Origin of the sequence: Allobrachymonas chironomi DSM 19884, from assembly GCF_000374625.1 — a bacterium.
Lineage (GTDB): Bacteria > Pseudomonadota > Gammaproteobacteria > Burkholderiales > Burkholderiaceae_C > Brachymonas > Brachymonas chironomi.
Genome location: NZ_KB894770.1, coordinates 62,286 through 74,147, shown reverse-complemented (window position 1 = coordinate 74,147; position 11,862 = coordinate 62,286). Strand labels below are relative to the sequence as shown.

Genomic DNA, 11,862 nt, shown 5'->3' with positions numbered 1-11,862 from the left:
GTACGCCGTTTCCTTTATTCAGATTCCGCCTGAATCAGTTCAGGCGGATGCCGGTGACCGTGCCCCTGGAGGTCACGACCACCACCGTATTACCGGCCAGTACCGGTGCTGTCTGGATGGCAGAGCCGTCGGTGGCGATGCGGTTGCGCAGCAGACCGGTGTTGCGGTCCAGGATGTGCACCATGCCATCGCCATCACCCACTACCACCAGATTGCCCACCAGCAGCGGTGCGCTCAGGTTGCGGTAGCGCAGATTGCGGTTCTGCCAGAGCTGGTCACCATTCTGGCGGTTCCAGGCGATCACGTCGCCGGTGCGGTCGGTGCCGATCACGATACCGGCATCGCCGGTGACGCCGGTCGCGCCGTCACTCGGCTGCGTCCAGACGGTGCTGCCATTGGTCATGTCGACACAGCCCACCGCCGCCTGGAAGCTGCGCGCGCACAGGCTGGTATCGGCGCGCGTGGCCGGGGCAATCACGTCTGCCATGGAGGCCACCTGGTGGATGCCACGCGGGCTGGCCAGCACCATTTCCAGCATGCCGGTGCCGTTGTCGGGGTTGAACACCACCACACGGCCGGAAACGCCGGCCAGCAGCATGCCGCCCGCCGGCATCAGCAGGGAGGACTGCTCCAGCACCATGCGGTCGGCGCTGTTGCCACGGGCGGTCTGCTGCCACAGGCGGTAGCCGTTGGCGGCATCGTAACTGGTAATGCCGCGGTCAGCCGTCAGCACGAAGACGCGACCACCAGCCACCAGCGGTGCCGTATAGGCCTGCGAAGCCAGTCGCGTGCGCCAGACTTCCTGACCGTTGCGCAGCGCCACCAGCATGTTGTTGTCTACCACCACGGCGGTAGTCGTGCCATCGGTGCCAACGCCGGCACTCAGCGATTTGCCGGCCTGCGCCTGCCACAGGCTCGCTCCGCTGGAAGCCTGCAGGGCCTGCACCTGGCCATTGGAGCTGCCCAGCACGACCTGGCCGCCTTCTGCCGATACCAGCAGCGGGAAATGCACATTGCCGGCCAGTTTCTGCGTCCAGCTGGTCACGGCCGGCACGCTGGCAGGATTTTGCTGCAGCGGTGTGGGCTTGGGCGGCTTGTAGCTGGAACAGGCCGTCAGGGCCGCACCCATCAACAGGGTGGCCAGCCAGGTGGCAGTCTTGCGGGAAACCGTTGCTTGCATCATCCGTACTCCTTGTTGCGGGATCCTGAACCGGGAAAATCAGCCTGCGCTGGAGGCACTGGCCGCACTCGACGCAGCTGCCGGAGTGGCAGAGCTGGCCGCTGCTGGTGCTGCCGCACTGGCAGGAGCAGCCGCTGCAGGAGTTTCCAGCGTGGCCAGATCCACACCCAGTGCTGTCAGCTTGATGCCCACCATCTGCTGGTAAGCCAGGTTGCTGTCGAGCTCGCGCCAGGCCCTGGTATAGGCCTCGATCGCCTGCGGCTGCTGGTTCTGCAGCGTATGGATATCGCCTGTCAGGTCAGCCACCAGCGCAGCATAGCTGGCATCAACCTGTTGCAGCTGCTGCTGCGCCTGCTCAAACTGCTTCTCCCCGATCATCTGCTGCGCCAGCTGCAGGCGTGCCAGACCCTGCAGGCCCTTGTCCGGGCCCTTTTCGGCGACCATGCCCAGGGCGGCACGGCTTTGCTCGGCCTGCCCTTTCTCCAGGAACACCTGTGCTGCCAGCAGACCGGCATGCTGTCCGTAGGTGGTGGAGGCAAAGTCATCCTGCATCAGCTTGAGGCTGTTGGCCAGCTTGGCGGTATCGCCGGCATCGGCATCCGCCTGGATCTGGTCGTACAGGGCCGAGGCCTTGACAGCCTGGTTGGATTCGTACCACTGGTAGCCACGCCAGCCGGCAAACGCCAGCAGGGCCAGCACCACCACGGTCGTGATCAGCGTGCCCCACTTCTCCCAGAAGTGCCTGAGCTTGTCGAGTTGTTCCTGTTCTTCGAGGTCGAGATTCTGAATCGCCATGCTTGTTCCGTATCTGGCCCGCCAGCGGCGGGCGGATTAATCCTGTGATTGTAGGCTGTTCGCCCATTGCGCCAGCTCGGCCAGCGGTTTTTTGCTTTGTTCGCCGGCACCATCGCGCAGCTGCTTGATGGTCACGCAGCCTTCGGCCAGCTCGTCGGCACCAAATACCAGCGCAAAACGCGCGCCGCTGGCATCGGCCTTCTTGAACTGGGACTTGAAGCTGCCCATCTCGCCCGTGGGCGTGGCATGCATCTGCACCGCCAGGCCGGCCTGGCGCAGCTGCTGCAGTGCCTGCATCGCCACCGGCAGCGATTGCATGTCGGGGATCACGGCATAGGCATCGGGTACCGGTGCGGCAGGCAGCAGGTCCTGCTCCTTGAGCAGTTCCAGCACGCGCTCCACGCCCATGGCCCAACCCACGCCGGGTGCCGGCTTGCCGCCGACCTGTTCGATCAGGCCATCATAACGGCCCCCGGCGCAGATGGTGCCCTGCGCGCCCAGGCTGTCGGTGATGAATTCGAACACCGTGAGGTTGTAGTAGTCCAGGCCGCGCACCAGGCGCGGGTTGATGGTATAGGCCACGTCGTGCGCACGCAGGATCTGCTGCAGCGTCTCGAAGGCCTGCAGCGAGGCCTCGCCCAGAAAGTCCAGCAGGCGCGGCGCACTTTCCACCACGTCCTTCATGGCCGGATTCTTGGTGTCCAGGATGCGCAGCGGGTTGCTGTACAGGCGGCGCTGGCCGTCTTCGTCCAGCAACTCCTGGTGTGCCTCGAAATGGCGGATCAGGGCCTCGCGGTGCGCCTTGCGCTCTTCGGGCTGACCCAGGCTGTTGATTTCCAGGCGCACGTCACGCACGCCCAGCGCCTGCCACAGGCTGTGCGCCAGCAGGATCAGTTCGGCATCGACATGCGCGCCGGAAAAGCCCAGTGCCTCGGCACCAATCTGGTGAAACTGGCGGTAGCGGCCGCGCTGCGGGCGCTCGTGGCGGAACATCGGGCCCATGTAGTACAGGCGCTTGCCGCCCTCGTACAACAGGTTGTGCTCGACCACGGCACGCACCACGCCAGCGGTGTTTTCCGGGCGCAGCGTCAGCGCCTCGCCGTTCAGGCGGTCTTCAAAGGAATACATTTCCTTCTCGACCACATCAGTCACCTCACCCAGGCTGCGCACGAACAGGCCGGTAGGCTCGACGATGGGGGTACGGATGTTGCGGTAGGCGAAACGCGACATGACCTCGCGCACCTGGCCTTCCAGCCACTCCCAGTGGGCGGAGTGTGGCGGCAGGATGTCGTTCATGCCCTTGATCGCGGTAATTTTCTGTGCCATTGAATTGTTGTCGGATGCAGGAAACACAAGGCCCGCCAGGCGGGCCACAGGGTGGGCTCAGGAAGTGCTGCCAAAGCGCCGTTCGATATAGGAAGTCACCAGCTGCTGGAACTCGGTGGCAATCCCCTCGCCACGCAGCGTCAGGGCCTTTTCGCCATCGATGAACACCGGGGCCGCCGGCGCCTCGCCGGTACCCGGCAGGCTGATGCCGATATCGGCATGCTTGCTTTCGCCGGGGCCGTTGACGATGCAGCCCATCACCGCCACCTTCATGTTTTCCACGCCGGGATACTGATCGCGCCAGACCGGCATCTGTGCCCGCAGGAAGTCATCGATCTGCTTGGCCAGCTCCTGGAAGGTGCTGCTGGTGGTGCGGCCACAACCCGGGCAGGCGGTGACACTGGGTACAAAAGTGCGCAGGCCGAGCGACTGCAGGATCTCGGAGGCGATCACCACCTCCTGCGTGCGGGCCTCGCCCGGCTGCGGCGTGAGCGAAACGCGGATGGTATCGCCGATACCTTCCTGCAGCAGGATGGACAGCGCCGTGGCCGACGCCACGGTACCCTTCACGCCCATGCCGGCCTCGGTCAGGCCCAGGTGCAGCGGGTAGTTGCAGCGCTGGCTCAGGGCGCGGTAGACGGCGATCAGGTCCTGCACACCGCTGACCTTGCAGGACAGCAGGATCTGCGAACGTGCCATGCCCATTTCCACGGCACGCTCGGCCGAGTTGATGGCCGAGGCCATCAGCGCCTCGTACATGACCTGCTGGCCACTCCAGGGCTCGGTGCGCTGGCTGTTGATGTCCATCATGTCGGCCAGCAGCTCCTGGTCCAGGCTGCCCCAGTTGACGCCGATGCGCACCGGCTTGTCCCAGCGCATGGCGGCCTCGATCATCTGGCCGAATTGGCGGTCCTTCTTGTCGCCCTTGCCCACGTTGCCGGGGTTGATACGGTACTTGGACAAGGCCTGGGCGCAGTCCGGAAATTCGGTCAGCAGGCGATGCCCGTTGTAATGAAAGTCGCCGATCAGCGGCACGTGAATGCCCATGCGATCCAGCTGTTCGCGGACATAGGGCACGGCCTGGGCCGCTTCCGGACTGTTCACGGTGATCCGCACCAGCTCCGAACCGGCCTGCGCCAATTCCTTGACCTGGATGGCGGTGGCAACGGCATCCACGGTATCGGTGTTGGTCATGGACTGCACGCGCACCGGAGCATCCCCACCGATGGTGACCACATGGTCGCCATGACGCACCTGTGCCTGCAGTGTGCGGACACGCTGCGGTACCGACACCGGAACGGGAGTAGTCTGGGGTTCCATCTGTACTCTCCTTGCTGGCTTACTGAAGCTGGAAGCGTGCCACGCCGGTACGCGCCACACCGGCCAGATCAAAGCTCTGACCACGATCCAGCAGCTGCTGGATGTTTTCGGCGCGGCCAATCGTGACGCGGATCGGATAGGCTGCCACCGGAACGGCCTGCTCCTGGCCGGCAGCCAGGGTGCGTTCGAACACGGTGCGGTTGTTCTGATCACGTACCTGTACCCAGGTTTCGCCGCTGGCGCGGAATACCAGGCCGGCGCTGCTGGTTGCCGCTGCGGATGCAGGCGCACTGGCCGGAGTCAGCGTGACGGCAGCAGGCGCTGCCGGCTGCAGTGCAGGTGCTGCGGCAGACGCCGGTGCGGGAGCCAATGCCGGGGCCGGAGCCAGGGTCGTGCCCGCTGCCGGAGCCAGCTGGCCAGTCACCATCGGAGCAGCCGGCGCGCTGGCAACGGCACTGGCAGCACTGGAGCTGGTCCACTTGGCAGAGAACGTCGGCAGCAGGAACAGCAGCACGGCTCCGATGGCCAGCGCTGCCACCAGGGCGATCGCCCAGAGTGGCAGCCCCATGCCGCCACGCATGCCGGCACCGAAACGCGACTGGTTGATCGGCGCATTGATCGACTCGTCATCGGTGTGGATATGTGGCTTGTCCGACGGCATGCGCGATAGTACGGGCTGGGCATCGATACCCAGGTAACGGCAGATATTGGCTGCCAGCCCGCGTGCAAAAAATACGCCCGGCATGGCCGACAGATCATCGCTTTCGAGGTCCTGGATACGCTGTGGCGGCACCTTCAGGGCAGTCGCCAGCACTTCCATCTGCACACCGGCCTGCTCGCGCGCGCTGCGCAGCATCTTGCCGGGGCTGAGGTGCTCATCCAGACGAATCCGGGGCTTGTCCTGGGATCCGGTTGCGGGGAACTCGTTCTGTACGTCGGTCATTCCTGAGGCTCTTGAGATAGGGAGATGGGAGAGGACGATGCGCACTGCGCACGTGCCTGCAAGGTCAGGTCTTGTGCAGCAGGTGGCTGCAGTGTCAGGGCCGATGCAAACAGGCGGTCGGCTTCGGCGCGCTGCTGCCGCTCGCACAGCAGCACAGCCAGGTTGTGTTGAATGCCGGCATCCTGCGGTGCCAGCTGCAGGGCCTGGCGCAGGCTGCGCTCCGCCTGTTCGCCCTGCCCCTGCTGCTGCAGGGCCATGCCTTGCAGATGCCAGGCCGTGGCCTGAGCCGGATCGGCTTGCAGCACGCTGCCGATTTCCTGCAGGGCAATATCGGTCTGCCCCTGTTGCAGATAGGCCATGGCCAACTGCAGATGGGCCTGTGTGCGTTCAGCCGGTGTGGCCTGCGTTTCCCGGAACATCGATGGCGGCGTGCTGCTGCAGGCTGCCAGCAGCAGCGTCAGCACCAGGGCCACCAGGCTTCGGACCAGGCCGGACTCAGTCATCCTGCCCTCCTGGCGCCAGCTGGATATCAGCCATGCGCTGCAGCACGATGCGGCGCTCCACGCGCGTGCGATCCTGCACGTCGCCGGCCAGCTGGCCACAGGCGGCATCGATATCGTCACCGCGCGTCTTGCGCACCGTGGTGACAATGCCGGCCTCGTTCAGCAGGCGACCGAATTCCAGCACGGTGCCACGCGGCGAGCACTTCAGCCCCGATTCCGGGAAGGGGTTGAACGGGATCAGGTTGAACTTGCACCAGGCTCCCTTGCCGGACTGGCGCACCAGCTCGATCAGCTGACGGGCATGCTCGGGTTGGTCGTTGACGCCATCCAGCATGCAATATTCGAAGGTGATGAAGTCGCGTGGCGCGAACTCCAGATAGCGCTGGCAGGCCTGCATCAGCTCGGCCAGCGGGTACTTGCGGTTGAGCGGCACCAGATGGTCACGCAGAGGATCATTGGGCGCATGCAGCGATACCGCCAGCGCCACCGGGCAATCCTGCGACAGACGGTCCATCATGGGCACCACGCCCGAGGTGGACACCGTGACGCGGCGGCGCGACAGGCCGTAGCCGTGGTCATCCAGCATGGTGCGCAGCGCCGGCACCAGCGCCGAGTAGTTCTGCAGCGGCTCACCCATGCCCATCATCACCACGTTGGAGATGACGCGCTCGTCGGTGTTCAGGTGCTTGCGCAGAAAATGCTCGGCAAACCACAGCTGCGCCGTGATTTCGCCAGTGGTCAGGTTGCGGCTGAAACCCTGATGGCCAGTGGAGCAGAAACGACAGCCCACGGCGCAACCGGCCTGCGAGGACACGCACAGCGTGCCGCGGTCGGTTTCAGGAATGAAGACGGCCTCGACAGCATTGCCGCCGCCCACGTCGAACAGCCACTTGATGGTGCCGTCCGCAGACATCTGCTGCGTCAGCACCGGCAATGGGGTGATGGTGGCCTGGGCAGCCAGCTTTTCGCGCAGCGATTTGGCCAGGTCACTCATCAGGGAGAAATCGGATACACCCTTCTGGTGGATCCAGCGGAACAGCTGGGTGGCGCGAAAGCGCTTTTCGCCCAGCTGGCCGCACCACGCCACCAGGCCTTCCAGATCGAAGTCGAGCAGATTGGTGGTGGTCATGGTGATGTCCTCGTCAGCCGCCGATCAGCGGGAGTAGACGTTCATGCCCGGGAAGAAGAAGGCCACTTCCACGGCAGCAGTTTCGGCGGCGTCGGAGCCGTGCACGGCGTTGGCATCGATGCTGTCGGCGAAGTCGGCGCGGATGGTGCCCTTGTCGGCCTTCTTGGGATCGGTGGCGCCCATCAGGTCACGGTTCTTCAGGATGGCACCTTCGCCTTCCAGACACTGCACCATCACGGGACCGGAAATCATGAAGTCGACCAGGTCCTTGAAGAAGGGACGCTCCTTGTGCACGGCGTAGAAAGCCTCGGCTTCGTTGCGGGACAGGTGCATCATGCGGGCAGCGATGACCTTCAGGCCGGCAGCCTCGAAACGGGCGTAGATCTGGCCGATCACGTTCTTGGCAACGGCGTCGGGCTTGATGATGGAGAGGGTGCGTTCGATAGCCATGTGTTTTCCTGATAGTTGGGAGAATGAAATCCGGGGCGGCCGGGTTGGCCGGCTGGATGGATTGCGCAACCTGCCCATGCGGTCAGCTGCACAACCCCGGGATTTTACCTGCTTGCCATGGCATTCGCGGGAACAGGCCATGGCAACAGGCGCTTACTTGCCGCGACGCGGCTTGCCGGATGAGCCATTGCCCTGCCCCATCCAGCCTGCCGGCGCACTGCGGCCACCACCACCGCTCGGGCGCTTGCCACGCGATTCCGGCTTGCGGCCATCCAGATAGCCGAACGAGGTCTGCAGCGGATCAGGCTGACTGGCGGCGCGCGGCGCCGAGCGACCCGGGCCGGACTTGGCGCGCTTGCTGGCGGCAGAACCCGGGCGATCCGGGTTGCGACGACGCACGCCCTGCTCCTGGCGACGCAGCTGTTCCAGATCGACACTTTCCTTCAGGCCGACTTCGGCCATCAGGTTCTTGACATCGCGTTCGGACAGCTCCATCCAGGCACCTCGACGCAGGAAGCGCGGCAGGTTCATCATGCCGTAGCGGATACGGATCAGGCGGCTCACGGCATGGCCCACCGCCTCGAACATGCGGCGCACCTCGCGGTTGCGGCCTTCGGAAATCGTCACGCGATACCAGCAGTTGGCGCCTTCACCACCGCCCTCCTCGATGCTGCCGAACTGTGCCGGACCATCATCGAGCTGCACTCCGTCGAGCAGACGCTGCTTTTCCTCATCCGACAGCGCACCAAGGACGCGCACGGCGTATTCGCGCTGCAGGCCGAAGCGCGGGTGCATCAGCTGGTTGGCCAGGGCACCGGAGTTGGTGATCAGCAACAGGCCCTCGGTGTTCAGGTCCAGACGACCGACCGACTGCCACTTGCCCTGCGGCAGGCGCGGCAGCTTGCGGAACACGGTCGGGCGGTTCTGCGGATCGTCATGCGTGACCAGCTCGCCAACCGGTTTGTGGTAGGCAATCACGCGCGTGGGCGGCGGCGCAATGCGCAGGCGCACCGGTTTGCCATTGATCTTGACGACATCGCCAAACTGGATGCGCTGGCCCACGTGGGCCGGCTCGTTGTTCACCGAAATGCGACCTTCGGTGATCATCTGTTCCATTTCCAGGCGCGAGCCCAGGCCAGCCTGGGCCAGCACCTTGTGCAGCTTGGGCGCGTCGGGTTGCGGCAGCAGCACACGCTTGGCCGGTGCTTCGGCTGCCTCGCCCTGTCCGTCCACATCGAATTCGCCGGAGATGACGGCGGCAAACAGGTCTTCATCGCGCTCGATGGCCTCTCCCTCGGCAACCTCAGCGGGCTTGCGCGGGCGGCGCGTAGCATCTGCTGCAGGCTTGCGCGGTGCGCGGCTGCGCGGCTGACTGGCTGGCTTGCGGCTGCGCGGACGCGGTGTCTCGTTGCCCTCGGCAGACGGCTGCTGGTCGGAATCGTGTTCAGATGGGGTTTGCATAAGGTGGTACCTGCATGGCTGCCGGCAGAAATGCCGGCAGGATATCGTGCGGATGCGGCCGTGTGCCGGATCAGGAATGCGAAGGGATATCGGATGTATCGGAGGTGTCAGCAGAACCGGATGCCTCTCCCGAGGTGTCCGCAACCGCTGGTGCCGTTTTGGCAACACCCGTATTGTCCGCTTCTGCGACAGCAGAATCAAGCACCGGCTGCAGCGTGATGTCGAGTTCGGGCTGATCGCTGTCCGCATCGCCTTGCGCCGGCAGCGCGTCCAGACTGGCCAGCTGCTCCAGCAGCACCGCCTGATCGGCATCTTCCAGCACCGGCAGCTGGTCCAGGGCCGACAGGCCGAGATCATCCAGGAACTGCCGCGTGGTGGCCAGCAATGCCGGCCGGCCGACGGTTTCGCGGTAGCCGATGGTTTCGATCCAGCCACGATCCTCCAGCTGCCTGATCAGCTGCGAGTTGACCGTGACACCCCGGATATCCTCGATATCGCCACGCGTCACCGGCTGCCGGTAGGCGATGATGGCCAGAGTTTCCAGCGTGGCGCGACTGTAGCGTGGCGGTTTTTCGGGGTGCAGCCGGTCCAGGTATTCGCGCATTTCGGGCCGGCTCTGAAAACGCCAGCCGGTAGACACGCAACACAGCTCCATGCCGCGCTGCTCCCAGCTCTGGCCGATCTCGTGCAGCAGCTGGCGAATGGTGTCGGGCGCGACGCTATCCTCGAACAACTGGCGCATCTCGCGCAGCGATAGCGGCTGCTGGGCGCACAGCAGCGCTGTTTCGAGAATGCGTCGGGCCTGGAAAGCGTTCATGCCGGAAAACCGCAACGGCGGCAACAGATGGGAAAAGTCATGCCAGCGCCTGCAGCACCTGCTGCAGGTCTGCCGGCAAGGGCGCTTCGCATTGTATCGGCTGCTGCGTCAGCGGGTGCTGCAACGACAGCCGGAAGGCATGCAGGGCCTGGCGCTGCAGTCCGGCCACCGGCTTGCCGCCGTACACGGCATCGGCCAGCAGTGGATGGCCGAGGTGCTGCATGTGCACGCGGATCTGATGCGTACGGCCGGTGTGCAGCGTGGCCTGTACATGGCAGACCGGCTGACCATCGAGCAGGCCCTGGCGCAGCAGACGAAAGTCGGTGCGTGCCGGCTTGCCAGCCTGGTGCGCCAGATCCACCACTGCCATGCGCAGCCGGTTGCGCACATCGCGCCCAATGGCCGCATCGACCGCGGTCACGCCGCCAGCCGATTCGCGCCAGATGCCATGCGCCAGCGCCTGGTATTCACGATGCACCTCGCGTGCCGCAATCTGCCGCACCAGGCCATCCATGGCTGCGCGGTCACGCGCCACCACCATCAGGCCGCTGGTATCCTTGTCCAGCCGATGCACGATGCCGGCACGCGGCAACATGCGCGATTCGGGGTAATGGTGCAACAGCGCATTCAGCAAGGTGCCGCTCCAGTTGCCCGCTGCCGGATGCACCACCAGCCCGGCCGGCTTGTGCACGATGGCCAGGTGCGCATCCTCATGCACGATGTCGAGTGGAATATCCTGCGGCACGAAGGCCTGGGACTGCGCCGTCGGACGCAGTTCCAGCTCCAGCCGGTCGCCCACGCGCAGCTTGGTCGCCGCCTTGCTGCAGGGCTGGCCCAGACGGCGCAACAGCCCCTGCTCAATCAGCTGCTGCAGATAACTGCGTGAAAACTCCGACACCTGCTCCGCCAGATAACGGTCCAGTCGCATGCCGTTGCCGGCAGCATCTACCTGCAGCACACGCAGTTCGGCCTCGGCCTGAACCTCGTCTGCGCCTGGCTGTTCCTCGTCATCTATGGCTTGCACTTGCATTTCCTCACTGGTGGCCAAAGTCTGCTGGCTATAATCTTTGGCAATCTGACCTGACCGAAGAGTAGTCACCCATGCCTCAACCGAATCGCAGCATTCTAATCTCCCGTTACCTCCGTCCCGTCCTGTTGGGCCTTGGCACGGCCACGCTGCTGGCTGCCTGCAAGACCCCGCCCACGGTACAGGAGAAAACGGCCGACTGGAGCCCCAACCGCATCTACAGCGAAGCCCGCGAGGAGCGCCTGTCCGGTGGCTACGACCAGGCCATTCCGCTATACAACGTGCTGGAAGCACGTGCCCAGGGCACGCCGCTGGCCCAGCAGGCCCAGCTCGAAAAGGCCTACGCCCAGTACCAGAACGAAGACTACGTTGACGCCAACTTCACGCTCGACCGCTTCATCCAGATGAACCCCACCAGCCCGGCACTGGACTATGCCTATTACCTGAAGGGCCTGGTCAACTTCAACGAGCAGTCCGGCTGGCTGGACTTCCTGAACGCGAATGACCTGTCCGAGCGCGACATGGCTGCCGCGCGCGAATCCTTCGCCGCCTTCAAGGAGCTGGTGACACGCTTCCCCAACTCGCGCTACACGCCCGATGCCCGCGCGCGCATGACCTATATCGTCAATGCCATGGCCTCGTCCGAAGTCGCCATCGCCAACTACTACTTCAGCCGTGAAGCCTATGTGGCGGCCATCAACCGCGCCCAGTCCACGCTGACCAACTATCCTGGCACGCCAGCCCAGGAACAGGCGCTCGGCATCATGGCGCAGTCCTACCACGCCATGGGCATGGAGCAGCCCCGTGACGATGCCCTGCGCGTGCTCAAGGAAAACTATCCGCAGAGCCGCTATCTGGATCCGAACTACAAGCCCAGGGAAAAGCGCTCGCTGTTCCGCCTCTGGTAATCT

General features: G+C 64.7%; 12 protein-coding genes. 1 reads left to right on the top strand and 11 read right to left on the bottom strand.

What is annotated here, in order from left to right:
- Positions 1 to 34: 34 nt before the first annotated feature.
- From C513_RS0107910 to C513_RS0107860, 11 genes are all read right to left on the bottom strand, one after another.
- A complete protein-coding gene (locus C513_RS0107910; protein WP_018715512.1) occupies positions 35 to 1,183 on the bottom strand; it encodes an outer membrane protein assembly factor BamB in 1,149 nt (382 codons plus the stop codon).
- 36 nt (positions 1,184 to 1,219) lie between these two features.
- Positions 1,220 to 1,975 (bottom strand): YfgM family protein, encoded by a 756-nt coding sequence (locus C513_RS13000; protein WP_018715511.1) that lies wholly within the window; start codon positions 1,973 to 1,975, stop codon positions 1,220 to 1,222.
- A 36-nt stretch (positions 1,976 to 2,011) separates the two neighbouring features.
- Positions 2,012 to 3,301 (bottom strand): histidine--tRNA ligase, encoded by a 1,290-nt coding sequence (gene hisS / locus C513_RS0107900; protein WP_018715510.1) that lies wholly within the window; start codon positions 3,299 to 3,301, stop codon positions 2,012 to 2,014.
- Positions 3,302 to 3,358: 57 nt separating this feature from the next.
- Complete coding sequence (gene ispG, locus C513_RS0107895) at positions 3,359 to 4,621, bottom strand: flavodoxin-dependent (E)-4-hydroxy-3-methylbut-2-enyl-diphosphate synthase (RefSeq protein ID WP_026320678.1); 1,263 nt, start codon at positions 4,619 to 4,621, stop codon at positions 3,359 to 3,361.
- A 19-nt stretch (positions 4,622 to 4,640) separates the two neighbouring features.
- A complete protein-coding gene (locus C513_RS0107890) occupies positions 4,641 to 5,564 on the bottom strand; it encodes a helix-turn-helix domain-containing protein (RefSeq protein ID WP_018715508.1) in 924 nt (307 codons plus the stop codon).
- Positions 5,561 to 6,067 (bottom strand): tetratricopeptide repeat protein, encoded by a 507-nt coding sequence (locus C513_RS12995; protein ID WP_018715507.1) that lies wholly within the window; start codon positions 6,065 to 6,067, stop codon positions 5,561 to 5,563. The genes C513_RS0107890 and C513_RS12995 overlap by 4 nt, the downstream gene beginning before the upstream one ends.
- Positions 6,060 to 7,196 carry a dual-specificity RNA methyltransferase RlmN gene (rlmN, locus tag C513_RS0107880; RefSeq protein WP_018715506.1) on the bottom strand — a complete coding sequence of 379 codons (1,137 nt, stop codon included), beginning with the start codon at positions 7,194 to 7,196 and terminating at the stop codon, positions 6,060 to 6,062. The genes C513_RS12995 and rlmN overlap by 8 nt, the downstream gene beginning before the upstream one ends.
- A gap of 24 nt (positions 7,197 to 7,220) precedes the next feature.
- Positions 7,221 to 7,646 carry a nucleoside-diphosphate kinase gene (gene ndk, locus C513_RS0107875; protein WP_018715505.1) on the bottom strand — a complete coding sequence of 142 codons (426 nt, stop codon included), beginning with the start codon at positions 7,644 to 7,646 and terminating at the stop codon, positions 7,221 to 7,223.
- 153 nt (positions 7,647 to 7,799) lie between these two features.
- Positions 7,800 to 9,107: a pseudouridine synthase gene (locus C513_RS0107870; RefSeq protein WP_018715504.1), complete on the bottom strand. Its 1,308-nt coding sequence runs from the start codon at positions 9,105 to 9,107 to the stop codon at positions 7,800 to 7,802.
- A 70-nt stretch (positions 9,108 to 9,177) separates the two neighbouring features.
- On the bottom strand, positions 9,178 to 9,924 hold the full coding sequence (gene scpB / locus C513_RS0107865; protein ID WP_033394959.1) for an SMC-Scp complex subunit ScpB: 747 nt from the start codon (positions 9,922 to 9,924) through the stop codon (positions 9,178 to 9,180).
- Positions 9,925 to 9,961: 37 nt separating this feature from the next.
- Positions 9,962 to 10,954, bottom strand: a complete 993-nt coding sequence (locus C513_RS0107860) for an RluA family pseudouridine synthase (RefSeq protein WP_018715502.1) — start codon at positions 10,952 to 10,954, stop codon at positions 9,962 to 9,964.
- A gap of 71 nt (positions 10,955 to 11,025) precedes the next feature.
- Here C513_RS0107860 and C513_RS0107855 point away from each other — a divergent pair, with 71 nt between their 5' ends.
- The gene (locus tag C513_RS0107855; protein ID WP_051084416.1) at positions 11,026 to 11,859 is read left to right on the top strand and encodes an outer membrane protein assembly factor BamD; all 834 of its coding nucleotides are present in this window, start codon (positions 11,026 to 11,028) and stop codon (positions 11,857 to 11,859) included.
- Positions 11,860 to 11,862: the final 3 nt, after the last annotated feature.